Genomic DNA, 26,474 nt, shown 5'->3' on the forward strand with positions numbered 1-26,474 from the left:
GGCGGCTCCCGCCCGTCCCGCCCCGCGGGGCCGCCGCAGCGCACCCGGCCCGCACCGCCCGAGCGGCCCTTCGAGCCCGCCGCCGGCCCTGTCCCTGCCCAGGACCCCGCCCCTGGGAAGCCGTCCCGGCCGCGTCCCGAGCGCAAGAAGCGCGGTCTCCGGGGGCCGAAGCTGTACTTCACGGCCGCCGTGGCGCTGGTGGGCGTCATCGTCTTGGCCCTGGCGCTGCTGGTGACGGTCCGTGGCGAGAAGGCCCCGAAGGCGCGGCAGGCGCTGCCCCCGGTCGGGCGGCCCGCCGCCGGAGGCCCGTCCCCGGCGTCGTACTCCAGCTCGCCGTCCACCGACGCCTACGCGGCCGTCGCCCGGCGCACCGCCGACGCCACCCCGCTGACCGGCGCCGAGATGTTCTCGGGGAACGCCGCGAGCGTCCGCGCCGACGGCGGGGCCCGGCTGTCCCTGCGGGCCAAGCGCCTCGACACCGCCTGCGCCGAGGCGGTGTGGGGCCTTCCGGCCGCCCGCGAGCTGGCCCGGGGCCGCTGCACGCAGGCGGCGCGCGCCCTGTACGCCGACACCCGCAAGGGCTACGCCCTGGCCGTGACGGTCTTCAACCTCGCCACCGTCGCCGACGCCGACCGGCTGGTGGACACCCTGGGCCGCGTGCGCGGCGGCGGGTTCGTCCGGCCGCTGCCCGCCGGCAGGCCGCTGGACCGGTTCGGGCAGGGCTACGGGATGGCGCGCGGCCTGGCGATCGGCCACTACGCGGTGGTGGCCTGGGCGCAGCGCGTGGACGGCAAGGGCGACGAGCGCGACGAGACCCTGCTGATGCTGCTGATCGAGGGCGGGAAGTCACCCGGCGTGCTCGGCCGCGTCGTCCGCGCGAGCTGATCATCGGGCCGTATCTCCGGCCCCGTTCCCACCCCTGTGGGGCCCGCCCGGCCCTGGCCGTGACCGGCCGCGCGGACCCCTCCCGGCCGCCCGGAACCCAAGATCTTCCGGACCACTTCCGGTTTCCCGCCGGTAAACATCCACCCCCCGGTGACGATGATCACCGAGGTCAGGGCGGTTCGCCGGAAAACGCGGCGGCTATCCTGGTCTAAACCACTGTGTGGAGACCCGCGAACCATCGACGCCGATGAAGTTTCGCGATCTGGTCGAGTCGGGCATGATCCCGGCAGTGATGTAATGTCTTCACACCGCAGCAGGGCCAGCGTCGTCCCGTGTCTGCACTGACATCAAGCAGTGACACTGACGACGACGGGAGGGTTGATGGCTGCTGCTGCCCTCACGCCGGGCCGGCCTCAGAACCAGGGGCTGTACGACCCGGCAAACGAGCACGACGCCTGCGGCGTCGGCATGGTCGCCGACCTGCACGGTCGCAAGAGCCACGACATCGTTCAGAACGCCCTGACCGTCCTGCGGAATCTGGACCACCGCGGCGCGGTCGGCGCCGAGCCCGACGACGGCGACGGCGTGGGCGTGCTGGTGCAGATCCCCGACGCCTTCTTCCGCGAGGTCTGCGACTTCGCCCTGCCCGAAGCCGGCGCGTACGCCGCCGGCCTCGCCTTCCTGCCCGCCGGCGCCGACGAGCGCGCCGCGGCCGTGGCGCACGTCGAGACCCTGTGCGTCGAGGAGGGCCTGACGGTCCTGGGCTGGCGCGAGCTGCCGCACGACCCGGACTACGCGGGCCCGGCCGCGCGCAAGGCCATGCCGCACTTCGCGCAGCTGTTCGCAGCGCCCGCCGCGCACGGCCCGCACGCGGGCAAGACCGGCCTGGAGCTGGACCGCGCGGTGTTCTGCATGCGCGAGCGCGCCGAGCAGGACGTGCGGGTCTACTTCCCGAGCCTGTCCAGCCGCACCATCGTGTACAAGGGCATGCTCACCACCCCGCAGCTGGAGCCGTTCTTCCCCGACCTGTCCGACCCCCGGTTCACCTCGGCGATCGCGCTGGTCCACTCGCGGTTCTCCACCAACACCTTCCCGGCCTGGGAGCTCGCCCACCCCTACCGGTTCATCGCGCACAACGGCGAGATCAACACCGTGCGCGGCAACCGCAACTGGATGCGGGCCCGCGAGGCGCTGCTGAAGTCGGACCTGATCCCCGGCGACCTGTCGCGGATCCACCCGGTGATCGACATCGAGGCCAGCGACACCGCGTCCTTCGACGAGTGCCTGGAGCTGCTGCACCTGGCCGGCCGGTCGTTGCCGCACGCGGTGCTGATGATGATCCCCGAGGCGTGGGAGAACCACACCGAGATGGACCCGGCCCGCCGGGCCTTCTACGAGTTCCACTCCACCCTGATGGAGGCGTGGGACGGCCCCGCCAGCGTCACCTTCACCGACGGCACCGTCGTCGGCGCGGTGCTGGACCGCAACGGCCTGCGGCCGGGCCGCTACTGGGTCACCGACGAGGGCTTCGTCGTGCTGTCCAGCGAGTCCGGCGTGCTGGACATCGACCAGGAGAAGGTGGTCCGCAAGGGCCGCCTGCAGCCCGGCAAGATCTTCCTGGTGGACACCGCCGCCGGCCGCATCATCGAGGACGACGAGGTCAAGGCCGAGCTGGCCGCCGAGCACCCCTACGGCGAGTGGCTGCACGAGGGCCTGGTCCGCTTCGAGGAGCTGCCGCAGCGCGAGCGCGAGGTGCCCACGCACGAGACGCTCGTCAAGCGCCAGCAGACCTTCGGGTACACCCTGGAGGAGCAGCGGATCATCCTGTCGCCGATGGCCCGCACCGGCGCCGAGCCGATCGGGTCGATGGGCACCGACACGCCCATCGCGGTGCTGTCGGAGCGCCCGCGCCTGCTGTTCGACTACTTCAAGCAGCTGTTCGCGCAGGTCACCAACCCGCCGCTGGACGCCATCCGCGAGGAGCTGGTCACCAGCCTGCAGTCCACCCTCGGCCCCGAGGGCAACCTGCTGGAGCCGGGACCGGAGTCGTGCCGCCGCCTGGTGCTGCCCACCCCGATCCTGGACAACGACGAGCTCTCCAAGATCATCCACATCAACGACGAGGGCTCGCTGCCGCACCTGCAGGCCCACGTCGTGCACGGCCTGTACGAGGTCGCCGGCGGCGGCGAGGCGCTGGAGCAGCGGCTCGCCGAGATCTGCTCGGAGGTCACCCGCGCCATCTCCGCCGGGGCCCGCCTCATCGTGCTGTCGGACCGCGGCTCGGACTCGGCCCGCGCGGCGATCCCGTCGCTGCTGCTGACCGGCGCGGTGCACCACCACCTGATCCGGGAGAAGACCCGCACCCAGGTCGGCCTGGTCGTGGAGACCGCCGAGGCCCGCGAGTGCCACCACATGGCGCTGCTGATCGGCTACGGCGCCTCGGCGATCAACCCCTACCTGGCGCTGGAGACGGTCGAGGACCTGATCAAGACCGGCGCGCTCACCGGCGTCGACGCGGGCAAGGCCACCCGGAACCTGGTCAAGGGCTACGGCAAGGGCGTGCTGAAGGTCATGTCCAAGATGGGCGTGTCCACCGTCGCCTCCTACACCGGCGCGCAGATCTTCGAGGCCATCGGGCTGGGCGCGCAGGTCGTGGACCGCTGCTTCACCGGCACCACCTCGCGGCTCGGCGGCGTCGGCTTCGAGGTCATCGCGCGCGAGGTCGCCGAGCGCCACCGCCGGGCCTACCCGCCCGGCGGCAACGAGGCCGCGCACCGCACCCTGGAGGTCGGCGGCGAGTACCAGTGGCGCCGCGAGGGCGAGCTGCACCTGTTCAACCCCGACACGGTGTTCAAGCTCCAGCACGCCACCCGCACCCGCCGGTACGAGATCTTCAAGGAGTACACCGGCAAGGTCGACTCCCAGGCCGAGCAGCTGATGACGCTGCGCGGGCTGTTCGAGCTGAAGGAGGGCGTGCGGCCGCCGGTGCCGATCGACGAGGTCGAGCCGGTGTCGGAGATCGTCAAGCGGTTCTCCACCGGCGCGATGTCCTACGGCTCCATCTCCGCCGAGGCGCACGAGACCCTCGCCATCGCGATGAACCGCCTCGGCGGCAAGTCCAACACCGGCGAGGGCGGCGAGGACCCGGCCCGCTTCACCCCCGACGCCAACGGGGACCTGCGGCGCAGCGCCATCAAGCAGGTCGCCTCCGGCCGGTTCGGGGTGACCTCGGAGTACCTCACCAACGCCGACGACATCCAGATCAAGATGGCGCAGGGCGCCAAGCCCGGCGAGGGCGGCCAGCTGCCCGGCCACAAGGTGTACCCGTGGGTGGCCAAGACCCGGCACTCCACGCCGGGCGTGGGCCTGATCTCGCCGCCGCCGCACCACGACATCTACTCGATCGAGGACCTGGCGCAGCTCATCCACGACCTGAAGAACGCCAACCCCGCCGCCCGCGTGCACGTGAAGCTGGTGTCGGAGGTCGGCGTCGGCACGGTCGCGGCCGGGGTGTCCAAGGCGCACGCCGACGTGGTGCTGATCTCCGGGCACGACGGCGGCACCGGCGCCTCCCCGCTCACCTCGCTGAAGCACGCCGGCGCGCCCTGGGAGATCGGCCTCGCCGAGACCCAGCAGACGCTGCTGCTCAACGGCCTGCGCGACCGCATCGTGGTGCAGGCCGACGGGCAGATGAAGACCGGCCGCGACGTGGTCGTCGCGGCGCTGCTGGGCGCCGAGGAGTTCGGGTTCGCCACCGCCCCGCTGGTGGTGTCGGGCTGCGTGATGATGCGCGTGTGCCACCTGGACACCTGCCCGGTGGGCGTCGCCACCCAGAACCCGGTGCTGCGCGAGCGGTTCTCCGGCAAGCCCGAGTTCGTCGTCAACTTCTTCGAGTTCATCGCCGAGGAGGTACGCGAGTACCTGGCCGCGCTCGGCTTCCGCTCGCTGGACGAGGCCGTCGGGCAGGTCGGCCTGATCGACACCCGCCGCGCGGTGGACCACTGGAAGGCCGCCGGCCTCGACCTGGCCCCCATCCTGCACCGGCCCGAGCTGCCCGAGGGCGCGTCCCTGCGGCAGACCACCGTGCAGGACCACGGCCTGGACAAGGCGCTGGACAACACGCTGATCCAGCTCGCCGAGGGCGCCATCGCCCACGGCGACAAGGTCACCCTCGAACTGCCCATCCGCAACGTCAACCGCACCGTCGGCACCATGCTGGGCCACCAGGTGACCCGCCGGTGGGGCGGCAAGGGCCTGCCCGACGACACCGTGGACGTCACCTTCACCGGCTCGGCGGGCAACTCCTTCGGCGCGTTCGTGCCGCGCGGCGTCACGCTGCGGCTGGTCGGCGACGCCAACGACTACGTCGGCAAGGGCCTGTCGGGCGGCCGTCTCACGGTGCGCCCGCCGGCCGAGGCGGCGTTCGAGGCCGAGACCCAGATCATCGGCGGCAACGTCATCCTGTACGGCGCCACCTCGGGCGAGCTGTTCGCCCGGGGCGTGGTCGGCGAGCGGTTCTGCGTGCGCAACTCCGGCGCGACCGCGGTCGTCGAGGGCGTGGGCGACCACGCGCTGGAGTACATGACCGGCGGCCGCGCGGTGATCCTGGGCCGCACCGGGCGCAACGTGGCGGCCGGCATGTCCGGCGGCGTCGCCTACGTGCTGGACCTGAACGCCGAGCGCGTCAACCGGGAGATGGTGGACCTGGAGCCGCTGGGCGCCGAGGACGCGGCGTTCGTGCGCGGCCTGGTCGAGCGGCACCTGGCCGAGACCGGCTCCACCGTCGCCGACCGGCTGCTGACCGACTGGGAGGCCGCCGCCGCGCGCCTCACCAAGATCATGCCGCGGGACTACCGGCGGGTGCTCGACGCGGCCGAGGCCGCGCGGGCCGAGGGCCGCGACGTCGACGAGGCCATCATGGCCGCCGCGCAGAGCTGAGAGGGGGAACACCGCCATGGCTGACCCGAAGGGTTTCCTGACCGTCCCGCGGGAGCTCCCGAAGCGCCGCCCGGTCGATGTGCGCATCCGGTCCTGGTCGGAGGTCTACGAGGACTTCGGCAAGGACCGGCTGGAGAAGCAGGCCAGCCGGTGCATGGACTGCGGCATCCCGTTCTGCCACCAGGGCTGCCCGCTGGGCAACCTGATCCCCGAGTGGAACGACCTGGTCTACCGCGCCGACTGGCACGAGGCGATCGAGCGCCTGCACGCCACCAACAACTTCCCCGAGTTCACCGGGAAGTTGTGCCCGGCGCCGTGCGAGGCCGCCTGCGTGCTCGGCATCAACCAGGACCCGGTCGCGATCAAGCGCGTCGAGGCCGAGATCATCGACCGGGCGTGGGCCGAGGGCTGGGTGCGCCCGCAGCCCCCGGCGGTCCGCACCGGCAAGAAGGTCGCGGTCGTCGGCTCCGGCCCGGCCGGGCTCGCCGCCGCCCAGCAGCTCACCCGCGCCGGCCACGAGGTCAAGGTGTACGAGCGCGCCGACCGCGTCGGCGGCCTGCTGCGCTACGGCATCCCCGAGTTCAAGATGGAGAAGCGGCACCTGGACCGGCGCATCGCCCAGATGCGCGCCGAGGGCACCGACTTCAAGACCTCGGTGAACGTGGGCGTCGACGTCACCGCCGACGAGCTGCGCGAGCGGCACGACGCGGTGGTGCTCGCCGGCGGCGCGACCGCCTGGCGCGACCTGCCCGTCCCCGGCCGCGAGCTGGCGGGCGTCTACCAGGCCATGGAGTACCTCCCGCCCGCCAACAAGGTGCAGGAGGGCGACTTCGAGGTCTCGCCCATCTCGGCGGAGGGCAAGCACGTCGTGGTCATCGGCGGCGGCGACACCGGCGCCGACTGCGTCGGCACCGCGATCCGGCAGGGGGCCGCCTCGGTCACCCAGCTGGAGATCATGCCGCAGCCCCCGGCGGCGCGCACCGGCGCGCAGCCGTGGCCGACCTACCCGATCCTGTTCAAGATGGAGAGCGCGCACGAGGAGCTCGCCGACTTCGGCGGCGACCGCCTCTACGCCGTCTCCACCGTCGAGTTCCTCGGCGACGGGGACGGCAACCTGCGGGCGCTGAAGCTGGTGGGCGTCGAGGGCCCGCAGAGCGGCTTCAAGCCGATCGAGGGCACCGAGCGCGAGATCCCGGCCGAGCTGGTCACCCTCGCCATGGGCTTCCTCGGCCCGCAGAAGGCCGGGCTGCTGGAGCAGCTCGGGGTCGAGCTCGACCAGCGCGGCAACGTGGTCCGCGACGCCGACTACGCCACGTCGGTGGACGGCGTCTTCGCGGCCGGCGACATGGGCCGCGGCCAGTCCCTGATCGTCTGGGCGATCGCCGAGGGCCGCGCCGCCGCGCACGGGGTGGACCGGTTCCTCACCGGGCAGACGGCGCTGCCGTACCCGATCCCGCCGACCGCGCGTCCCATCGCCTGACCCGACCGTCCAGCCGCCGTGCCCCGCCTCCCGGGGCACGGCGGCTTCGTCTATGTGGGGAGCCCATGCCGACCCGGCGCATCGATGTGACCACCTGGTACCTGGAGCAGCGCGACCCGGGCGACCTGCGCCCCGCGCCCGAGCCGGGACGGTCCTGCCCGGTCGTGCGGGCCGAGGTGCCGAGCCCGGAGCTGAGCCGCTACCTGTACACCGCGGTCGGCGGCGACTGGCACTGGTCGGACCGGCTGCCCTGGTCCTACGAGCAGTGGCGCAACTGGCTGGTGCGGCCCGGCGTGGAGACGTGGGTCGCCTACGTGCGCGGCACCCCCGCCGGGTACGTGGAACTGGACCCGCAGGGCGAGGACCAGGTCGAGGTCGCCTGCTCCGGGCTGCTGCCCGGCTTCCGCGGCCGGGGCCTGGGCGGGCACCTGCTGGCGGCCGGGACGGCCCGCGCCTGGGACCTGGCCGACCGCTGGCCCGGCCGCGCCCCCACCCGCCGGGTGTGGTTGCGGACCTGCTCCAACGACTCCCCGGCGGCGCTGCGCGCCTACCAGGCGCGGGGCTTCCGCGTCTACGACGTCCGGATGCGGGCCGAGACCGTGGGGCACCGGCCGCCGGGCCCCTGGCCGGGGGCTCACGACCAGGACAGCCGGACCTAGCCGATCGGGGGATGGGGCCGCCGACCGGCGGTGACTACGGTGAGAGACAAGCCGTGCCCGCAGGGTGGCTGTCTCTGGAGGTGGTGACCGTGGGCCGTTCCCGGACCGTCCGAATCCTCGTCCCGACCGTGCTCGTGCTGGCCTGGCTGGGCACGGTGGGGCCCGCCGGGCCCGGCCCGGCGCCCGCCGCCGCACCGGCCGCCCTGCCCGCCGTCCTGCCCGCCGCGCCGCAGGCCGAGCTACGCGCCGACCTGCCCGCCGACGCGTCGGCGGCCGCGCCCGGCACCGAGCCCGGCAGCATGCCCGGCACCGAGCCCGGTACCGCGCCGGACAGCACGTCCGGCACCGGTCCGGCGCGTCCGGTGGCCGGCCGGGAGGCGCCGGCCGGGCCCGCCGTCCCCGGCCGGTGCGGCGACGCCTGCCCCAGCGTCCACGAGCCCGTCACCTGCACCTTCGACGACGGCGACGTGCAGACCTTCGGCAACCGCTGCGAGGCCGAGCGCTACGCCTGCCGCCACGGCCGCACCATCATCGCGTGCAGCAGGGGAGTGCGCTGACCGTCGCCGTCCCGGCCCCCGAACGCGCCACCATGACACCTTCCTGACAACTGTGATGATTCCGTCATAAGTGATCACCTTCGCGTGTCGGCGCGGTGCACGCCCCCGCGCTGCGCCAGTGGCTGACGCAGTGGGGCGCCGACCCGTCGTACCGGCCCGAACCGCCCCAGCGCACCTCGGTGGACCTGGTCGGCGTGCTGTACGGGGTCGCCGAGGACGGCGACTTCTACGACGTGCTCGTCCTGGACGTCGGCCTGCTGTTCTCGCGGATCACCACGCTGGAGGCGGTGCGCGGCGCCACCTCCACGGCCCCCATCCGGGAACGCGTCCAGAAGCTCCTGGAGCACTCGCCCCGCGAACTGCTGGAACGCGAGGGCAACTGGGTGCTCGAAACCGACCGCATCACCGGGACCGCGTTCTCCACCAAGAAGGACAAGTGGCAGGTGGAACTCGCGGTGACCTGGACCGACGAGCACGGCGTCACCCAGCAGGGCGGCGTCCACGTCAAGGCCGACCCGCCCTGCACGCCGCCGCGCGAGGCCGAGGAGATCCTGCGGTCCCTGGTCGGCTCCCGCGTGACCGTCGCCTGAGCTCAGCGGACCCGTTCGCCCAGTTCGAGCAGCACCCGCACCAGCAGCTCCACGTCGGCGCGGGTGGTGCGCCAGTTCAGCGCCGCCGGGCGGAACACCGTCATCCCCCGGTAGGCGCTGGTCCCGGCGTACACCCGGCCGTCGGCGAGCAGCGCCTCGCCCAGCCGCGCGTTCAACGCGTCCAGCTCCTCCTCCGGCACGCCGGGCGGCCGGTACCGGAAGCACACCACGCACATCTGCACCGGGGCCAGCAGCTCCAGGTCGGGGGCCTGGTCGACCAGCGAGCCCAGGTGCGCCGACACCTCCAGGTGCCGCTCCACCATCTCCCGGTACCCCGACCGGCCGTAGGCGCGCAACGTCGCCCAGATCGGCAACGCCCGCGCCCGCCGCGACGACTCCGGCCCGAGCATGTTGTAGTTGACGCGCCCGTCGTCCTCGCCGGGCAGGTACGCCGCGCCCCACGCGCCGAACGCGCGGGCCAGCGCCTCCGGGTCGCGCACGAACGAGAACCCGCTCTCGTAGGGCACGTTCAGCCACTTGTGCCCGTCGGCGGTCACCGAGTCGGCGCGCTCCACCCCCTCGGCCAGGTAGGCGGTGCGCGGCGACAGCGCGGTGAACAGCCCGAACGCGCCGTCCACGTGCAACCACGCGCCGAACCGCTCGGCGAGGTCGGCCAGCTCGTCCAGCGGGTCGGCCGATCCGGTGTTGACGTCGCCGAGGTTCCCGACGATCACCGCGGGCGCGCCGTCCAGCCCCTCCAGCGCCGCCGCGAGCGCGGGCAGGTCGATCCGGCCGGTGTCGTCGCGCGCGAAGGTGCGCAGCGTGTCGCGGCCGCAGCCGAGGATCTGGAGCGCCTTGCGGGTGCTGACGTGCACCAGCCCGCTGCTGAACACCGGCATCCGCGGCAACCCCGCCAGCCCCTGCGACGCCACGTCCACGCCGTGCCGCCCCGCCCACCACGACCGGGCCGCCGCCAACCCCGCCACGTGCGCCAGCGTCGCGCTCGGCGTCAGCACCCCGCCGAACGACGCGGGCAGCCCGAACAGGTCCTTCAGCCAGTCCAGCACCACCGTCTCGGCGCGCGCGGCCAGCGGCGAGGTCAGCCACAACCCGGCGGCCTGGTCCAGCAGCGACGCCGTCCAGTCCCCGGCCATCGCCGCGGGCGTCGAACCGCCCACCACGAAGTGGAAGAACCGGGGCCCCGAGGAGTGCGTGGCGGCCTCGGTCCCGACCCGCAACAGCCGCTCCACGCTGCGCACCGCGCCGTCGCCGCGCTCGGGCAGCGGCCCGCCCAGCTCCTCCAGCAGCCCGTCGCGGGACCGGTCGTGCACCGGCCGCCCGGCCAGGCCCGCCAGGTACGGTCCGGCGGCGCGCGCCACCAGCTCCAGGGCGGCCGCGGCCGCGTCGCGTTCGTGCAGGGGGTCGCTCATGCGGCACAGTGAAGCAGCGCCGCACCCGAAATGTCGATCTTGTCGCGTCCGGTTCCGGCCGCCGCACGGGCCTGCGCACGCACGGGAAGCGCCACGCGGGCGCGCGGGGGAGCGCCGCGCACCCGGCCGTCGGCAGGCCGGTCCGGCGCACCGGCGGGACCGGCTGGGAGGCGGCCAGGCGGTGCGGCGGCACCGGATGCCCGTTCCTCTGAACGATCACGGCCTCGCGGTCTCTGCCGCTTGGTGACCAGCGGGAACGGCGAAGCCGTCCGCGCGCATGGTTGTCGCGGAAGGCGGCGTCGGAGTCGTCGTGGGCACGGCCGTCACCGCTCGCCGGCCCGTCCGGAGCGCGGACGGCGGACATGACCGGTTCGACGGCCGCAGCCCCGGCCTGGGCCGAACGGACCCGCCGCCCCCTCACTCTGCCCAATGGCCCTGTCACAGGGCGTTGCTTGTGCTCGCCGGGGAGGTCCGCTAATTTTTCGCGCCACCCGGCCACCCACCGCTGGGGTGGCCGGGTCCGTTTCCGACAAGACCACTTCCAGGCCGCCCGCCTAATGTGAGGCGCATGACGACCCTGGACGCGACCGCCCTGGCACAGGCCGAGGAATTCCTCCGCCTGAACGCCCGCCTCATCGACCGCCGCCGCTTCGCCCTCCACTTCCGCGACGGCTCCCCGGACGCCCTGCTGGCCGCGCTGCGCCCCTACGCCAACCCCGACGGCGGCTACGGCCACGCCCTCGAACCCGACCTGCGCGGCGAGGACAGCCAGACCGTCCCCACCCAGCACGCCCTGGAGACCCTCCACGAAGCCGGAGCCGACGACGACCCCGCCGTCCAGCGCGCATGCGACTTCCTCGCGTCGGTCGCCCGGCCCGACGGGGGAGTGCCGTTCGTGCTGCCGACCGTCCGCGACGCCCCGCACGCCCCCTGGTGGGGGACCGAGGACGACGCCCCGCCCTCCAGCATCAACCCCACCGCCTCCCTGGCCGGGCTCCTCCACCGCGCCGGAGCACGGCATCCCTGGCTGGACCGCGCCACCGACTACTGCTGGAACCACCTGGAAAGCGCCGACACCCAGCTCGGCCCCTACGACGTCCTCGCGGTCCTGGCCTTCCTGGAGCACGTCCCCGACCGCGACCGCGCCCAGGCGGCCCTCACCCGGCTCAGGGACGCGCTGCTCGCCCCCGTCACCCTCGACCTCCACGCGCCCGGACACCAGCACTATCCGCTCGACCTCGCCCCCACACCGGACTGCCTCGCGCGGCGGCTGTTCGACGACGACGTCATCGACCGCCACCTGGACGCCCTGGCCGCCGCCCGCCTCCCCGACGGCGGCTGGACCGTGGACTTCGCCTTCTGGACCCCGATCACCGAACCCGAATGGCGCGGCTACGCCACCGTCCAGAACCTCCTGATACTTCAGGCATACGGAAGAATCAAGGAGTGACCCCCGAGAACGCGAGCCGCCACTGCCTGGACCTGCCCGGCGCCACCGAGGACTTCCCCTTCGGCCCCCAGCCCGCCGTCTACCGCGTCGGCGGCAAGATCTTCGCCCTGCTCGCCGAGGACGCCGACCCGCCCCGCGTCAGCCTCAAGCTGCCGCCCGAGGAGGTCCAGGCCCTCCAGGCCCAGCACCCCGGCACCGTCCTGCCGGGCTACCACCTCAACAAGCGCCACTGGGTGACGGTGCTGCTGGAAGGCGAACTGGGGGAGGAGGAGATCGGCGACCTCATCGACGAGTCCCACGACGTCGTCGTCGGCACCCTGCCCCGCCGCCTCCGGCCCGTCCCCGGCGACTGACCCCGCTCACAACAATTCACGGATCGGCACGCCGCCCAGGTCCCGCACCTCGTGCGCGAGATGCGCCTGGTCGGCGTACCCCGCCTCGTACGCCACCTCCGCCAGCGCCCGCCCCGCCCGCGCCATCCGCAACGCCCGCTGGAAACGCAACACCCGCTGCACCGTCTTCGGGCCATAACCGAACGCCGCGTGCGCCCGGCGACGCACCTGCCGCTCGCCCAGCCCCAGCTCGTCGGCCACCTGCCGCACCGAACCGTGCGCCAACCCCCGCATCAGCAGCGGCACCAGCGGATCAGGCGGCCCCGCCGCCTCCGCGCGCGCCACCACCGACTTCACCAGCACCGAACGCGGATCATCGGCCGCCGCCAGCGCCTCCGCCAGCCGATCCGCGTCCGCGCCCCACAACTCCCGCAACGGCACCCGGGCATCCCGCACCGCATCGGCCGGAGAACCCAGCGCCGGAGACGCCGCGCCCGGCCGGAACCGCACCCCCACCAACCGGTCACCCGGCTCCAACCGCGCCGGAACCGGCCCCGTGTCCGGCCCCGCCACCTGGAGCACACCCGTGCGCTCCCACCAGATCACGTCCACGCACCCGTCCGGCACCACCCGCTGCACGAACGGCCCACCGAGATCATCCGGCACCCGCGACCACCACGCGCAGGCCAGCCCCGCGCCCGGCGGAGCCGTGGCCTCTCCGTACACGGTGGGATTCACAACATCCTGCATACCACCTCCCCTTGTGGGCAGAGCGAGGACACGACACCGCTACCGCAACACCACGACCGGAGGACGCCCCCCATGGCCACCGATCTGACCGGCAAGACGATCGCCTTCCTGTGCGCCCCCGAGGGCACCGAGCAGATCGAACTCACCGAGCCCTGGCAGGCGATCGAGCACGCCGGCGGCACGCCCCGCCTGGTCTCCACCCAGTCCGGCGCCATCCAGGGCTTCAACCACCTGGACAAGGGCGACACCTTCACCGCCGACACCACCGTCGACGTCTCCGGGCCCGGCGAGTTCGACGCCCTGGTGCTGCCCGGCGGCGTCGCCAACCCCGACTTCCTGCGCACCGACCCCGGCGCCGTCGCCTTCGTCAGGGCGTTCTTCGACGCCGGCAAGCCCGTCGCCGCCATCTGCCACGCCCCCTGGACCCTCATCGAGGCCGACGTCGTGCGCGGCCGCGTCCTCACCTCCTGGCCCAGCCTGCGCACCGACCTGCAGAACGCCGGCGCCACCTGGGTCGACCAGGAGGTCAAGGTCTGCGACCACGGCCCCAACCTGCTGGTGACCAGCCGCAAGCCCGACGACCTCAAGGCGTTCTGCCAGGCCACCGTCGAGGCGTTCCGGCGCTGACCCGCACGGGCCCCGCGGCCCCGCCCCGCACGGGGGCGCGGCGGCCCGCCGCGCCCGGTGGTCCAGACCCTTGGTCTGGACCATTGGGTGAATCTTCGGCGACCGCATCCTGCACGAATATCCTTACCCGCTGGTAACTAAGTACCGTTATGCCTGTGACCCGTCGAGCGAAGATCGTCAGCACCATCGGCCCCGCCTGCTCCGACGACGAGGGCATCCGCGCCCTCGTCGACGCCGGCGTCGACGTCGCCCGCCTCAACATGAGCCACGGCGACCACGCCGGACACGAGGAGGTCTACCACCGCCTCCGCGCGGCCGCCGAGGCCACCGGACGCGGCGTCGGCATCCTCGCCGACCTCCAGGGACCGAAGATCCGCATCGGCCGCTTCCCCGACGGCCCCGTACGCCTCACCCTCGGCGACGAGTTCACCATCACCACCGACGACGTCCCCGGCACCCGCAAAGAGGTCTCCACCACCTACCAGGGCCTGCCCGGCGACGTCAGCCCCGGCGACACCGTCCTCATCGACGACGGCCGCGTCGCCCTCGAAGTCACCGACGTCACCGGCCCCCGCGTCCGCACCACCGTCACCGTCGGCGGCATGGTCTCCGACAACAAGGGCCTCAACCTCCCCGGCGTCCCCGTCAGCGTCCCCGCCCTCACCGACAAGGACGAGACCGACCTCCGCTGGGCCCTGCGCCTCGGCGTCGACCTGGTCGCCCTCTCCTTCGTCCGCACCCCCGCCGACGCCGACATCTGCTACCAGATCATGGAAGAGGAAGGCGTCCGCGTCCCCCTCATCGCCAAGATCGAAAAGCCCCAGGCCGTCGCCGCCCTCCCCGAGATCGTCGCCGCCTTCGACGGCATCATGGTCGCCCGCGGCGACCTCGGCGTCGAACTCCCCCTCGAAGAGGTGCCGATCGTCCAGAAACGCGCCATCGAACTGTGCCGCGAGAAGGCCCGCCCCGTCATCGTCGCCACCCAGATGCTCGAATCCATGATCTCCTCGCCCCGCCCCACCCGCGCCGAGACCTCCGACGTCGCCAACGCCGTCTTCGAAGGCGCCGACGCCGTCATGCTCTCCGGCGAGACCAGCGTCGGCCAGTACCCCATCCAGGCCGTCGAGACCATGAGCCGCATCGTCACCACCGCCGAGAAGGCCGCCCTCCAGGCCACCCACACCCTCAACCGCGTCCCCGAGACCGTCGGCGGCGCCATCGCCCGCGCCGCCGCCGAAGTCGGCGCCACCGTCGACGCCGAGGCCCTGGTCGCCTTCACCATGTCCGGCGAGACCGCCCGCCGCCTCTCGCGCTACCGCTCGCCCATCCCGCTGCTGGCCTTCACCTCCGTCCCCGCCGTCCGCGGCCGCCTCGCCCACGTCTGGGGCGTCGAGACCTACATCGTCCCCTTCGCCAACCACACCGACGAGATGGTCCGCCAGGTCGAACAGGGCCTCCTCGAAGCCGGCCGCTGCCAGAAGGGCGACCGCGTCGTCATCGTCGCCGGCTCACCCCCCGGCACCCCCGGCTCCACCAACGCCCTGCGCGTCCACCGCATCGGCGACGCCATCGCCCACGCCGCCGGCACCGCCTGACCCGTACGGCCTGACCTGCGCTGACCGGCCGGCATCGCGGGCTGAGTCACCGGACGGTCACATTTCCGATTCAGCCCCGACACGCAAGCAACCATCTGCCTCTCCGCTGCGTCATGGTCCGGCGCCCGCCCCGACTCCGGGCCCGGGGGCGCCGGACCACTCCGCAGAAGTTCGACCGCCAGGCTCAGTACTTCGGGCCCACGAACTCGTCCAACCGCGCCACCGCCTCCCGCTTGGCGACCGAGATATTCCGAGCATTCGCCTGCTTCCACTCGATCCCGAGACGATCGAGCGCGTCGGTGTACAGGCGGCGAATGTCCACGGAAGTGTTGGTGAAGAAATAGCGCGGATACTCGTACCAGCGATCCTCGCCGGCGACCTCGCGCCGCACTTTGTTGATACCCCGGCAGCCGTCCGAATGGATCAACCCGCGAACGAACTCCTTGGTGAACTCGTCCACGATCTCCTGTTGCCAGGACACGAGTTCGATCTTCCGGGTGTGCTTCATTCCCGGGCCGTGCTGCGGGAACAGGCAGGGCCAGTGCTTGGAGTAGCAGTTGACGGAGGTGCAGCCGGGGCACTGGCGGCGCCCGACCTTGGAGCCGGGCATGACCGCCAGGATGGTGGTCGCCGCGGCGTCGATCAGGCCGGGCCAGCCGTCGTCACAGGCGATCTCCAGGCGGAAGACCCCTTTGTTGCCGGGAGCGTTGGCGATACTGCCGTCGCCCAGGTAGAGCCCGAGGAGGTAGGCGTAGGCGGTCGGGTCGAGAGCGCGATCATGGCAGCGGGGGCACAGGCGGGGGACCAGGGCGGCGGCGCGCTCGGGGTTCTGTTTCCAGCGCCATAACGTGGATCTTGGAATTCCTGTTCGCCGTGCCACCGAGTCAACGGTGAACCCGGTGGTGAGCAGGTGCAGGGCGAGCCTTTTGCTTTCGGGATCATGCATGGGGAAAGCATTGCACCCGCCTATGACAAAAGCCGTCTCCCTCATAGAGGTGACGGCTTTTGTCGCTTGTGCCCCGAGTGGGATTCGAACCCACACTGTATGGTGTTTGAGACCATTGCCTGCTGCCGGTTGGGCTATCGGGGCAACAAATTTGTCCTGATAAAACGGACATCTATTTTTAGTTATGGCCTGATCGGGGCAGGGCCGACCTGGCGGAGACCAGCGTAGCCGATCCCGGTAGTCTCGTGCGCGTGACGGAGAGCGCTCGGCGAGTTGTGATCGCAGAAGATGAGGCCCTGATCCGCCTGGATCTCAAGGAGATGTTGCAGGAGGACGGTTACGAGGTCGTGGGCGAGGCCGGGGACGGGGAGACCGCCGTCCGGCTGGCCTCCGAGCTGAAGCCGGATCTGGTGATCCTGGACGTCAAGATGCCGGTGCTGGACGGGATCTCGGCGGCGGAGCGGATCTCGGCGGAGCGGGTCGCGCCGGTGGTGATGTTGACGGCGTTCTCGCAGCGGGAGCTGGTGCAGCGGGCTACTGAGGCCGGGGCGATGGCGTACCTGGTGAAGCCGTTCACGAAGACGGATCTGGCGCCGGTGATCGAGGTGGCGGTCAGTCGTTACGCGGAGATGCGGGCGCTGGAGGCCGAGGTCGCGGGGCTGCATGACCGGTTGGAGACGCGGAAGTTGGTGGATCGCGCCAAGAGCGTCTTGCAGGAGGCGCACGGGTGGACGGAGCCGGAGGCGTTCCGGTGGATCCAGAAGACGTCGATGGATCGGCGGTTGACGATGCGGGCGGTGGCGGAGGCGGTGCTGGCGGGGGCGTCGGGTGGCGGCTCGGGTGGTGGTTCGGGGGCGGGTGAGTCCGCGGCGGGGTGAGGGTGTTGGGGGTTGTGGGGTTCGGTGTCCGTTGTGGGCGGTTTTGGGGGTCGTTCCGGTGGTGACGGTGTGTGATCGTCGCTGGCAAATCCGGCTGTCGGATGGGCACGGGGGCGTAACGAACAAATAACCCTTCTATCCGAGGGAGCTGTTTTGAGGTGTCCCTCCGGTGTACGACATACCTGATCCCCGAGTGACCGATTTCTCCCCCTGAGGTTCGGCGTCGGGGCATGACTCGTACCCGATCCCCGGATCCGGATGGAAAGGTTGGGCACCTTGCGGCGCAACATGATGAGGGTCACCGGCGCGGTGGCGATGAGCGCGGTGCTGGCGCTCGGCGCTGGTGCTTGCGGTGGCGGCGACGACGACAAGTCGGGCGGCGACGGCATCACGATCGGGTTCATGGGCGACCTGACGGGCGAGAACTCGGGTCTGGTGATCCCGCCGTACCAGGGCGCGCAGCTGGCGGTGGAGCAGTACAACGCCACCAACCCCAAGACCAAGGTCACGCTGAAGAAGTACGACAGCCAGGGCAAGCCGGAGCAGGCGACGACGCTGGCGCAGGGTGCGATCAAGAACGACAAGATCACGGCGATGATCGGTCCGGCGTTCTCGGGCGAGTCGCAGTCGGTCGCGCCGATCCTGGAAGAGGCCAAGATCCCGAGCGTGACGCCGTCGGCGACCAACATCACGCTGGCGGAGAAGGGCTGGAAGTTCTGGCACCGCGCGGTGGCGGACGACGCCGTGCAGGGCAACGGCGCCGGCGGGTTCATCGCCGACCAGATCAAGGCGAAGAAGGTCTTCACCGCGCACGACAACCAGGACTACGGCAAGGGCCTGGCGGAGAGCATCGCCAACGTGGTGAAGCCGAAGGGCGCGCAGGTCGAGGCGGACGGGGTGGACGAGAAGGCCACCGACTACTCCTCGACGGTCAACAAGATCAAGCAGTTCAACCCGGAGATCGTGTACTTCGGTGGTTACTACTCGGTCGCGGGCAAGCTGTTCAAGCAGCTCCGTGAGGCGGGTTACACGGGCAAGATGATGTCGGGCGACGGTTCGCTGGCCGCGGGTCTGGTGGAGAGCACCGGGCAGAAGAACGCGCAGGGCGCGCTGCTGAGCTGCGGTTGCGTGATCGACGCGGCGGGCAAGGTGAGCCCGAAGAGCAAGAAGTTCGCCGACGAGTACAAGGCGAAGTTCGGCTCGGACGTGGCGATCTACTCGTCGGAGGGCTACGACGCGGCGACGGCGCTGCTGGAGGCCATCAAGGCGGGCAAGACCTCGTCGGGCGACATCAACGACTTCCTGAAGACGGTGAGCTTCGAGGGCGTCGGCAAGCAGATCAAGTTCGACGACAAGGGTGAGCTGGCCTCGCAGGACATCTACGTCTACGAGGTCAAGGACAACACGATCCCGCTGCTCGGCAAGAGCAACGAGGCGAAGCCGACCTCCTGAGCGGCTCGTTCCTGATCCGGATCCGACTCCCCGGCTGAGCGGGGACCCTGTTGGCGCGGGAGCGGGAGCGCTACGAGCGCTCCCGCTCCTTTTCACAGAGGCGACCAAAGGTGCTCGACAACTTCGTTAATCAATTCTGGCCGTCCACCATCGACGGCCTGTCGCTGGGAGCGATCTACGCGCTCATCGCGCTGGGCTACACGATGGTCTACGGCGTGCTGCGACTGATCAACTTCGCGCATGCCGAGATCTTCATGGTCGGCACGTTCGCTTCGGTCTTCACCGTCCAGGCCCTGGGGCTGTCGGACGTCGGCGGTCTCGGTCTGATCGGGGTCGTGGTGGTGCTGGCGCTGGTGTCCGGCCTGGTGTCGGGTGGTAGCGCGGTGCTGCTGGAGGCGGCGGCGTACCGTCCGTTGCGCAAGCGCGGGGCGTCGCGGCTGGCGGCGCTGATCTCGGCGATCGGTGCGTCGATCTTCATCCAGCAGTTGTTCGCCACGATCGTGGTGCCGCTGCTGTTCGACACCTCCAAGGAGGCGGGCAAGCTGCCGGTGAACGAGCACTTCGTCACCCGCAGCAACGTGATCGACTTCGGTCCGATCACGATCTCCAACGACCGCTTGATCGTCTTCCTGGGCGCCATCCTGATGATGATCGCGCTGGACCAGTTCGTGAACCGGACCAAGCTGGGGCGCGGCATCCGGTCGACGGCGCAGGATCCGGAGACCGCGGTGCTGATGGGCGTCAACATCGACCGGGTGGTGACGGCGACGTTCCTGGTCGGCGGGATCATGGCCGGTGTGGCGGCGGCGCTGTACATCGTGCGGTTCGAGCAGGCGTGGTACTTCTCGGGCTTCCTGCTCGGGATCAAGGCGTTCACGGCGGCGGTGCTGGGCGGTATCGGCAACATCCGCGGCGCGCTGGTCGGCGGTTTCGCCCTGGGTCTCTTCGAGGCGTACGGGGCGAGCATTTTCGGTTCGGGGTGGAAGGACGTGGTCGCGTTCTCCGTTCTGATCCTGGTCCTGATGTTCCGTCCCACCGGCATTCTCGGTGAGTCCCTCCAGCAGGCGCGCGCATGAACCTTTCGAAGACTTCCAAGGGCATCGGCGGGCGCGGGTTCTCCTTCGACCCGCTCCGCGACCGGTGGGCGGCGGCTCCGGGCTCCGCGCGGTGGGGGGTGTACGCGCTGCTCATCGTCGGCGCGATCCTGCTGCCGAGCGAGGCCGTGGGCTCGTTCATGGCGGGTGGCGGCGGTGACTGGGCGACGCTGCTCAGCGACCAGATCACGATCTACATCCTGCTGGGTCTGGGCCTGAACATCGTGGTGGGCATGGCGGGTCTGCTGGACCTCGGCTATGTGGCGTTCTACGCGGTGGGCGGCTACACGATCGGCATCTTCGCCAGCAAGTTCGGGTGGCACTTCTGGGAGACGCTGATCCTGGCGATCCTGTTCTCGGCGCTGGCCGGGGTGCTGCTGGGCGCGCCGACGTTGCGGTTGCGCGGTGACTACCTGGCGATCGTGACGCTGGGGTTCGGTGAGATCGTCAAGAAGACGGTCAACAACACGCAGTACGTGAACGGGCCGCGCGGCATCCAGGGGATCCCGCACCCGCCGACGCTGAGCGAGTTCGAGATCCTGGGCGTGCAGCCGCTGAAGTACGGGCTGCTGGACTCGCGGCCGTACTACTACCTGCTGCTGCTGTTCATCATCGTGGCGATCATCTTCACCAAGCGCATGGAGCGCAGCCGGGTGGGGCGGGCGTGGGCGTCGATCCGCGAGGACGAGGACGCGGCCGAGCTGATGGGCGTGCCGACGTTCAAGTTCAAGCTGGCGGCGTTCGCGCTGGGCGCGGCGATCGGCGGCAGCGGCGGCGTGGTGTTCGCGGCGAAGCAGACCTCGATCAACCCGGAGAACTTCACGTTCCTGGTGTCGGCGCTGATCCTGGCGGCGGTCGTGCTGGGCGGTTCGGGCAACATCCCGGGCGTGATCCTGGGCGCGTTCGTGGTGGCGTGGCTGCCCGAGCGGTTCCGCGAGTTGTCGGACTACCGCATGCTGATCTTCGGTCTGGCGCTGATGACCATGATGATCTTCCGGCCGGAGGGCTTGTGGCCGTCGCGGCAGCGTAAGGCGGAACTGGCCGAGGGCACCGGCGGCATGGGCAGTATGGGCGCAGAGGTGGCCGGTCCCGACACGGCCGGTCCGGGCACCGCGGGCCACACCGCGGAGGTGGGCAAGTGAGCGACAACAGGCCGGACGCCGTCCTGGAGCTGAAGGACGTGGTCATGCGCTTCGGCGGCGTGACCGCCATCAACAAGCTGGACCTGCGGATCGACCAGGGCGAGATCTTCGCGCTGATCGGCCCGAACGGCGCGGGCAAGACGACGGTGTTCAACGTGACCACCGGCGTGTACCGGCCGACCGAGGGCCAGGTGGTCTTCAACGGGCAGCGGATCGACGGCAAGAAGCGCTACCAGGTGACCAAGCTGGGGGTGGCGCGCACGTTCCAGAACGTGCGGCTGTTCCACAACATGACGGCCCTGGAGAACGTGATGGTGGGCGCGGACGCGCACCACCGCACGGGCTTCATGGGGGCCTGGCTGGGGTTGCCGTGGCACCGGCGCGAGGAGCGCGAGGGCCGGGAGAAGGCCCGCGAGCTGCTGGAGCTGGTGGGCATCCCGCACCGGATCGGTGAGGCGGCCAAGAACCTGCCCTACGGCGACCAGCGCCGCCTGGAGATCGCGCGGGCGCTGGCCACCGACCCGAAGCTGCTGCTGCTGGACGAGCCGGCGGCGGGCATGAACCCGGCGGAGAAGGTCGCGCTGCAGGAGCTGATCCGCAAGATCCGCGACCGGGGCGTGACCGTGCTGCTGATCGAGCACGACATGAGCCTGATCATGGGGATCAGCGACCGGATCGCGGTGCTGGACTTCGGGCAGAAGATCGCCGAGGGCCTGCCGGCCGAGATTCAGAACGACCCGCGGGTCATCGAGGCGTATCTGGGGGCTCCGGCCGATGCTTCTTGAGATCAAGGACATCCACGTCCACTACGGAAAGATCGCGGCGCTGAAGGGCATCACCGCGGCGGTCGACGAGGGCGAGATCGTCTCGCTGATCGGCGCCAACGGCGCGGGCAAGACCACGACGCTGAAGACGATCTCGGGGCTGCGGCCGCTGTCGTCGGGGTCGATCGTGTTCGGCGGCAAGGACATCTCCAAGATGCCGGGCCACAAGCGCGTGGTCGCCGGGATCGGGCAGTCGCCGGAGGGCCGGGGCTGCTTCCCCGGCATGACGGTGGAGGAGAACCTCCTGATGGGCGCCTACGCCCGCAAGGACGACCACTCCAAGGAGCTGGCCGAGGCCTACGAGCTGTTCCCGCGCCTCGCCGAGCGCAAGACCCAGATGGCCGGCACCATGTCCGGCGGCGAGCAGCAGATGCTCGCCATCGGCCGGGCGCTGATGTCCAAGCCGAAGGTGCTGCTGCTGGACGAGCCGTCCATGGGGCTGGCGCCGATGCTGGTGCAGCAGATCTTCACGATCATCCAGGAGATCAACCGGCGCGGCACCACGGTGCTGCTGGTCGAGCAGAACGCCCAGCAGGCGCTCCAGATCTCGCACCGCGCGTACGTGCTGGAGACCGGCCGGGTCGTGAAGTCGGCCCCGGCGTCGGAGCTGCTGGACGACCCGCAGGTCCGCGCCGCCTACCTGGGCGGCGACCTAAGCGAGGAGACCGCCGCGCCCGCCGCCCCGGCCGTTCCCGCCCCGGTGGCGGACACGGCCGTGGACGCGGACGGGACTCCGGCCGGCGAGGAGCCGGACGGCCCCTCGCTCCGCAAATCCGACGGCTGACCGGCGCGACCGGACGCAAACGGCCCCGGCGGCCCGCGGTGACGCGGACCGCCGGGGCCGTGCCGTGTTTCAGGTCAGCGGGATGTCGGCGGCGGCGGGCTGGGAGACGGCCCCGACGGCCGGTGACCCGACCACCCGCAGCGCCTTGGACGCCGACTCCTTCGGGACGTCGTAGTACAGGTCGAACTCCGCGCGCATGAACGCGCCCACCGACAGCCGCTCGGGCTGCCGCTTGACCATGATGGCGTTGACGTTCGGCTCGTGCGCGCGCCCGTCGGCGGTCACCAGGTACTGCTTCCAGGTGTCGAACACCTGGATGTCGCGGCCCCGGTTGACCGCCAGGATCCGCACGCGCACGAACCGGCCCTTGGGCCTGATCTCGGCGTGGGTGCCGTACAGCGACGTCAGGGGGTCGCTGAGCCCCAGGACGGTGACCTCCAGGTCGGAGCTGCGTCCGGACCGGCCGTGCATGACGCGCTCGTCCTCGCGGACCTTCTCGTACGGCATCGCGTAGGCGGGCGGCGGCTTGTCGTCCTCGGCGCAGCCCGGGACCACGCTCAGGACCAGAGCCACGCTCAACCCCACTCGAAGGCGCATGAGCGGAATCTACGCCCGCCCCGGGTGATCGGAGAAGGGGGTGATCAACGGGAGCGGGCGCCGCTTCCGGACACGCAACGGCCCGGGATCGCCTTTGGGGCCGTACGGGCCTTCCCCGGACACGTACGTTGTCTACTCAGCCATCCCGGGCCGTTCCGATCCACGGTACAGATCAGGGGCGGTCCGCCGCAAAGGAAGTCGCCCGCCTGATCCGAAAGGACCACACCCGATCAGCACATCCGACCGGCGGATCCGACCAGTACGCCCGGTCAGGCCGCCGGGGGCGCGTCGCGCAGCATGCAGGTCAGGCGGGCGGTGCACACGCGCCGGTCCTGGTCGTCGGAGATGACGATGTCATAGGTCGCCAGGGTGCGGCCGCCGTGCAGGCGGGTGGCGACGCCGGTCACGAACCCCTCGGTGGCCGAGCGGTGGTGGGTGGCGTTGATCTCGATGCCGACCGCGATCCGGCCGGGTCCGGCGTGCAGCGCCGAGCCCACCGAGCCCAGCGACTCGGCCAGGACGCAGGAGGCGCCGCCGTGCAGGAGCCCGTAGGGCTGGGTGTTGCCCTTGACCGGCATCCGGCCGACCACGCGCTCGGGCGTGGCCTCCAGGTACTCGATGCCCATGGCCTTGCCCAGGTCGCCCAGGACCTCGCCGCCGAACCTCTCGGCGAGATCCGCCTGCTCCTCCGTCATAGAGCCTCCCTCAAACTGTCGTAGGCGCAGACTAGAGTCACGGTGTGGCGACGAAAGCACCGACCCCTGACAAGCATGACCGGCTCCTCCTGCTCGACGGTCACTCCCTGGCGTACCGGGCGTTCTTCGCCCTCCCGGTGGAGAACTTCTCCACCAGCGACGGGCAGCCCACCAACGCGGTCTACGGCTTCACCTCGATGCTCATCAACGTGATGCGCGACGAGCAGCCCACGCACATCGCGGTGGCGTTCGACCGGTCCGAGCCGACCTTCCGGCATGAGGCGTACGACGAGTACAAGGCGGGCCGGGCCAAGACGCCCGACGAGTTCCGCAGCCAGGTCAGCCTCATCCACGAGGTGCTGGACGCGCTGCGCATCCCGCGCATGTCGGTGGCCGGGTTCGAGGCCGACGACGTCATCGCCACCCTGGCCACCCAGGCGTCGCAGGCGGGCATGCAGACCCTCATCCTCACCGGCGACCGCGACGCGTTCCAGCTCGTCGACGAGCGCGTCACCGTCCTGTACCCCAAGCGCGGGGTGTCGGAGCTGGCGCGCATGGACCCGGCCGCCGTCGAGGAGAAGTACGGCGTGCCGCCCGAGCGGTACCGCGAGCTGGCCGCGCTGGTGGGGGAGAGCAGCGACAACCTGCCCGGCGTGCCCGGCGTCGGCCCCAAGACCGCCGCCAAGTGGCTCACCAAGTACGGCACCCTGGACGAGCTGGTCGCGCACGTCGACGAGATCAAGGGCAAGGCCGGCGAGAGCCTGCGCGAGCACCTGGGCGGCGTGCTGCGCAACCAGCAGATCAACAAGCTCGACTGCGAGGTCGCCCTGGAGCTGGCCCCGCCGCAGCTGTCGATGGGCCAGTGGGACCGCGAGGAGATCCACACCCTGTTCGACTCGCTCCAGTTCCGGGTGCTGCGCGAGCGCCTGTACGCCTCGATCTCGGCCGCCGAGCCCGAGGCCGAGGAGGGCTTCGAGGTCGCGCCGGAGACCCTGGAGCCCGGCGCGCTCGGCGCGTGGCTGGAGGCCAACGCCACCGCCGCCGACCGGATCGGCGTCGCCGTCACCGGCGCGTGGGGGCGCGGCACCGGCGAGCTGACCGGCCTCGCCCTGGCGTCCAAGAAGGGCCCCGCCGTCCACCTCGACCCCGCCGAGCTGGTCGCCGACGACGAGAAGGCCCTCGCCGCGTGGCTGGCCGACCCCGCCCGCCCCAAGGCGATGCACGAGGCCAAGGGCCCGATGCTGGCGCTGGCCGCGCGCGGCCTCACCCTCGCCGGGCTGACCAGCGACACCGCCCTGGCCGCCTACCTCGCGCTGCCCGGCCAGCGCACCTTCGACCTCGGCGACCTGGTGCTGCGCTACCTCCAGCGCGAGCTGAGCGCCGAGGGCGACGACTCCGGCCAGCTCACCCTGGACGGCACCGGCGAGCAGGAGGCCGCCCGCGACCTGGCCGTGCGCGCCCGCGCCGTCACCGAGCTCGCCGACGTCCTGGACACCGACCTCGACAAGCGCGGCGCGACCCGCCTGCTGCACGAGGTCGAGCTGCCCCTGGTCGGCGTGCTGGCCGGCATGGAGCGCGCCGGCATCGCCGTGGACGCCGACCACCTGGCGTCCCTGTCGGCGTCGCTGGGCGCCCAGGTCAAGGAGATGGAGCGGCTCGCCCACGACGCCGTCGGCCACGAGTTCAACCTCGGCTCGCCCAAGCAGGTCCAGCAGGTGCTGTTCGAGGAGCTGGGCCTGCCCAAGACCAAGCGCACCAAGACCGGCTACACCACCGACTCCGAGGCGCTGACCGGGCTGCTCGCCAAGGACGGCCACCCGGTGCTGGAGCACATCCTGCGCTGGCGCGAGGTCGCCAAGCTCAAGAGCATCGTCGACTCGCTGATCCCCATGGCCGACGACGGCGGCCGCATCCACACCACCTTCAACCAGATGGTGGCCGCCACCGGGCGCCTGTCGTCCACCGACCCCAACCTCCAGAACATCCCGATCCGCACCGCCGAGGGCCGCCAGATCCGCGAGGCGTTCGTGGTCGGCGGCGGCTACGCCTCCCTGCTCACCGCCGACTACAGCCAGATCGAGCTGCGGATCATGGCGCACCTGTCGGAGGACGCCGCGCTGGTCGAGGCGTTCGGCTCCGGCACCGACTTCCACACCGTCACCGCCTCGCGCGTGTTCGGCCTGCCGCCCGAGCAGATCGACTCCGAGCTGCGCGCCCGCATCAAGGCGATGAACTACGGCCTGGCCTACGGCCTGTCGGCCTACGGGCTGTCCCAGCAGCTCAGCATCCCGCCCGACGAGGCCCGCGGCCTGATGGAGGAGTACTTCCAGCAGTTCGGCGGCGTCCGCGACTACCTCCAGGAGGTCGTCGGCAGGGCCCGCCACGACGGCTACACCGAGACCATCCTCGGCCGCCGCCGCTACCTGCCCGACCTCAACTCCGACAACCGGCAGCGCCGCGAGATGGCCGAGCGCATGGCGCTGAACGCCCCCATCCAGGGCTCGGCCGCCGACATCGTGAAGGTCGCCTCCCTCAACGTCGACCGCGCCCTGCGGGAAGCCGGGCTCACCTCCCGGATGTTGCTCCAGGTCCACGACGAACTGGTCTTCGAGGTCGCCGACGGCGAACTCGACCGCCTCCAGGACCTGGTCCGCGAGCAGATGACCGGCGCCTACGACCTGCGCGTCCCCCTGGAGGTCTCCATGGGAACCGGCCGCACCTGGCAGGACGCTGCACACTAGAAGCCCCGGCCCAGGGGGCTCGCCTGGC

22 protein-coding genes and 1 tRNA gene are annotated in these 26,474 nt (G+C 71.4%); 17 read left to right on the plus strand and 6 right to left on the minus strand.

Going from position 1 to position 26,474, the window contains the following annotated elements; genetic code table 11:
* The 6 genes from AH6_RS44590 to AH6_RS07725 form a co-directional block, all read left to right on the plus strand.
* Positions 1-885 (plus strand): hypothetical protein (locus AH6_RS44590; RefSeq protein WP_169807815.1); only part of this gene is annotated, 885 nt, incomplete at its 5' end.
* Positions 886-1,266: 381 nt separating this feature from the next.
* Positions 1,267-5,823: a glutamate synthase large subunit gene (gene gltB / locus AH6_RS07705; protein WP_067475926.1), complete on the plus strand. Its 4,557-nt coding sequence runs from the start codon at positions 1,267-1,269 to the stop codon at positions 5,821-5,823.
* Positions 5,824-5,839: 16 nt separating this feature from the next.
* The gene (locus AH6_RS07710; RefSeq protein ID WP_067475928.1) at positions 5,840-7,303 is read left to right on the plus strand and encodes a glutamate synthase subunit beta; all 1,464 of its coding nucleotides are present in this window, start codon (positions 5,840-5,842) and stop codon (positions 7,301-7,303) included.
* A 65-nt stretch (positions 7,304-7,368) separates the two neighbouring features.
* Positions 7,369-7,962, plus strand: a complete 594-nt coding sequence (locus tag AH6_RS07715; protein WP_067475931.1) for a GNAT family N-acetyltransferase — start codon at positions 7,369-7,371, stop codon at positions 7,960-7,962.
* Positions 7,963-8,051: 89 nt separating this feature from the next.
* Positions 8,052-8,519: a Kazal-type serine protease inhibitor family protein gene (locus AH6_RS07720; RefSeq protein WP_157431334.1), complete on the plus strand. Its 468-nt coding sequence runs from the start codon at positions 8,052-8,054 to the stop codon at positions 8,517-8,519.
* 95 nt (positions 8,520-8,614) lie between these two features.
* On the plus strand, positions 8,615-9,109 hold the full coding sequence (locus AH6_RS07725; protein ID WP_067475937.1) for a hypothetical protein: 495 nt from the start codon (positions 8,615-8,617) through the stop codon (positions 9,107-9,109).
* A gap of 2 nt (positions 9,110-9,111) precedes the next feature.
* Here AH6_RS07725 and AH6_RS07730 read toward each other — a convergent pair whose 3' ends face one another.
* Positions 9,112-10,539, minus strand: a complete 1,428-nt coding sequence (locus AH6_RS07730; protein WP_067475939.1) for a pyridoxal phosphate-dependent decarboxylase family protein — start codon at positions 10,537-10,539, stop codon at positions 9,112-9,114.
* Between the two features lie 568 nt (positions 10,540-11,107).
* On the opposite strand from AH6_RS07730, the gene AH6_RS07735 reads away from it, so the two are divergent.
* Together AH6_RS07735 and AH6_RS07740 are read left to right on the plus strand one after the other, a co-directional pair.
* Positions 11,108-11,989, plus strand: coding sequence for a prenyltransferase/squalene oxidase repeat-containing protein (locus AH6_RS07735; RefSeq protein WP_067475942.1), 882 nt, complete (start codon positions 11,108-11,110; stop codon positions 11,987-11,989).
* Positions 11,986-12,342 carry an MmcQ/YjbR family DNA-binding protein gene (locus AH6_RS07740; RefSeq protein WP_067475945.1) on the plus strand — a complete coding sequence of 119 codons (357 nt, stop codon included), beginning with the start codon at positions 11,986-11,988 and terminating at the stop codon, positions 12,340-12,342. The genes AH6_RS07735 and AH6_RS07740 overlap by 4 nt, the downstream gene beginning before the upstream one ends.
* A gap of 6 nt (positions 12,343-12,348) precedes the next feature.
* Here the strand turns inward: AH6_RS07740 and AH6_RS07745 are convergent, their stop codons facing one another.
* Complete coding sequence (locus AH6_RS07745) at positions 12,349-13,071, minus strand: DUF6597 domain-containing transcriptional factor (protein ID WP_067475947.1); 723 nt, start codon at positions 13,069-13,071, stop codon at positions 12,349-12,351.
* Positions 13,072-13,143: 72 nt separating this feature from the next.
* Between AH6_RS07745 and AH6_RS07750 the strand changes: the two genes are divergently transcribed.
* A complete protein-coding gene (locus AH6_RS07750) occupies positions 13,144-13,698 on the plus strand; it encodes a type 1 glutamine amidotransferase domain-containing protein (protein WP_067475949.1) in 555 nt (184 codons plus the stop codon).
* Between the two features lie 155 nt (positions 13,699-13,853).
* A complete protein-coding gene (gene pyk, locus AH6_RS07755; protein WP_067475970.1) occupies positions 13,854-15,293 on the plus strand; it encodes a pyruvate kinase in 1,440 nt (479 codons plus the stop codon).
* 184 nt (positions 15,294-15,477) lie between these two features.
* On the opposite strand, the gene AH6_RS07760 is transcribed toward pyk, so the two are convergent.
* A complete protein-coding gene (locus AH6_RS07760; RefSeq protein WP_067475972.1) occupies positions 15,478-16,239 on the minus strand; it encodes a helix-turn-helix domain-containing protein in 762 nt (253 codons plus the stop codon).
* Positions 16,240-16,308: 69 nt separating this feature from the next.
* Positions 16,309-16,383, minus strand: a tRNA-Leu gene (locus AH6_RS07765).
* Positions 16,384-16,484: 101 nt separating this feature from the next.
* Between AH6_RS07765 and AH6_RS07770 the strand changes: the two genes are divergently transcribed.
* The 6 genes from AH6_RS07770 to AH6_RS07795 all read left to right on the plus strand — a co-directional run bounded on the left by AH6_RS07770 (position 16,485) and on the right by AH6_RS07795 (position 22,413).
* Positions 16,485-17,117 carry an ANTAR domain-containing response regulator gene (locus tag AH6_RS07770; protein WP_067475951.1) on the plus strand — a complete coding sequence of 211 codons (633 nt, stop codon included), beginning with the start codon at positions 16,485-16,487 and terminating at the stop codon, positions 17,115-17,117.
* A gap of 288 nt (positions 17,118-17,405) precedes the next feature.
* Complete coding sequence (locus AH6_RS07775) at positions 17,406-18,569, plus strand: branched-chain amino acid ABC transporter substrate-binding protein (protein WP_245679227.1); 1,164 nt, start codon at positions 17,406-17,408, stop codon at positions 18,567-18,569.
* A 110-nt stretch (positions 18,570-18,679) separates the two neighbouring features.
* Entirely contained in the window at positions 18,680-19,645 is a 966-nt protein-coding gene (locus AH6_RS07780; RefSeq protein WP_067475954.1) for a branched-chain amino acid ABC transporter permease, read from the plus strand.
* Complete coding sequence (locus tag AH6_RS07785) at positions 19,642-20,805, plus strand: ABC transporter permease subunit (RefSeq protein WP_067475957.1); 1,164 nt, start codon at positions 19,642-19,644, stop codon at positions 20,803-20,805. Before AH6_RS07780 ends, AH6_RS07785 begins: the two co-directional genes overlap by 4 nt.
* Positions 20,802-21,590 carry an ABC transporter ATP-binding protein gene (locus AH6_RS07790; RefSeq protein ID WP_305790751.1) on the plus strand — a complete coding sequence of 263 codons (789 nt, stop codon included), beginning with the start codon at positions 20,802-20,804 and terminating at the stop codon, positions 21,588-21,590. Before AH6_RS07785 ends, AH6_RS07790 begins: the two co-directional genes overlap by 4 nt.
* A complete protein-coding gene (locus tag AH6_RS07795; protein WP_083982402.1) occupies positions 21,580-22,413 on the plus strand; it encodes an ABC transporter ATP-binding protein in 834 nt (277 codons plus the stop codon). The genes AH6_RS07790 and AH6_RS07795 overlap by 11 nt, the downstream gene beginning before the upstream one ends.
* A gap of 69 nt (positions 22,414-22,482) precedes the next feature.
* Here the strand turns inward: AH6_RS07795 and AH6_RS07800 are convergent, their stop codons facing one another.
* Both AH6_RS07800 and AH6_RS07805 read right to left on the minus strand, forming a co-directional pair.
* Complete coding sequence (locus AH6_RS07800; RefSeq protein ID WP_067475961.1) at positions 22,483-23,010, minus strand: DUF4352 domain-containing protein; 528 nt, start codon at positions 23,008-23,010, stop codon at positions 22,483-22,485.
* 269 nt (positions 23,011-23,279) lie between these two features.
* Positions 23,280-23,705, minus strand: a complete 426-nt coding sequence (locus tag AH6_RS07805; RefSeq protein WP_067475964.1) for a PaaI family thioesterase — start codon at positions 23,703-23,705, stop codon at positions 23,280-23,282.
* A gap of 44 nt (positions 23,706-23,749) precedes the next feature.
* On the opposite strand from AH6_RS07805, the gene polA reads away from it, so the two are divergent.
* Entirely contained in the window at positions 23,750-26,446 is a 2,697-nt protein-coding gene (gene polA / locus AH6_RS07810) for a DNA polymerase I (RefSeq protein ID WP_067475967.1), read from the plus strand.
* Positions 26,447-26,474: the final 28 nt, after the last annotated feature.

Source organism: Actinomadura hibisca NBRC 15177, assembly GCF_001552635.1.
Lineage (GTDB): Bacteria > Actinomycetota > Actinomycetes > Streptosporangiales > Streptosporangiaceae > Spirillospora > Spirillospora hibisca.

Coding starts and splice junctions, on each gene's coding strand:
- gltB (WP_067475926.1), top strand. CDS start 1,267: ATGGCTGCTGCTGCCCTCACGCCGGGCCGGCCTCAGAACCAGGGGCTG.
- AH6_RS07710 (WP_067475928.1), top strand. CDS start 5,840: ATGGCTGACCCGAAGGGTTTCCTGACCGTCCCGCGGGAGCTCCCGAAG.
- AH6_RS07715 (WP_067475931.1), top strand. CDS start 7,369: ATGCCGACCCGGCGCATCGATGTGACCACCTGGTACCTGGAGCAGCGC.
- AH6_RS07730 (WP_067475939.1), bottom strand. CDS start 10,539: ATGAGCGACCCCCTGCACGAACGCGACGCGGCCGCGGCCGCCCTGGAG.
- AH6_RS07735 (WP_067475942.1), top strand. CDS start 11,108: ATGACGACCCTGGACGCGACCGCCCTGGCACAGGCCGAGGAATTCCTC.
- AH6_RS07745 (WP_067475947.1), bottom strand. CDS start 13,071: ATGCAGGATGTTGTGAATCCCACCGTGTACGGAGAGGCCACGGCTCCG.
- AH6_RS07750 (WP_067475949.1), top strand. CDS start 13,144: ATGGCCACCGATCTGACCGGCAAGACGATCGCCTTCCTGTGCGCCCCC.
- AH6_RS07760 (WP_067475972.1), bottom strand. CDS start 16,239: ATGCATGATCCCGAAAGCAAAAGGCTCGCCCTGCACCTGCTCACCACC.
- AH6_RS07775 (WP_245679227.1), top strand. CDS start 17,406: ATGATGAGGGTCACCGGCGCGGTGGCGATGAGCGCGGTGCTGGCGCTC.
- AH6_RS07785 (WP_067475957.1), top strand. CDS start 19,642: ATGAACCTTTCGAAGACTTCCAAGGGCATCGGCGGGCGCGGGTTCTCC.
- AH6_RS07795 (WP_083982402.1), top strand. CDS start 21,580: ATGCTTCTTGAGATCAAGGACATCCACGTCCACTACGGAAAGATCGCG.
- AH6_RS07800 (WP_067475961.1), bottom strand. CDS start 23,010: ATGCGCCTTCGAGTGGGGTTGAGCGTGGCTCTGGTCCTGAGCGTGGTC.
- AH6_RS07805 (WP_067475964.1), bottom strand. CDS start 23,705: ATGACGGAGGAGCAGGCGGATCTCGCCGAGAGGTTCGGCGGCGAGGTC.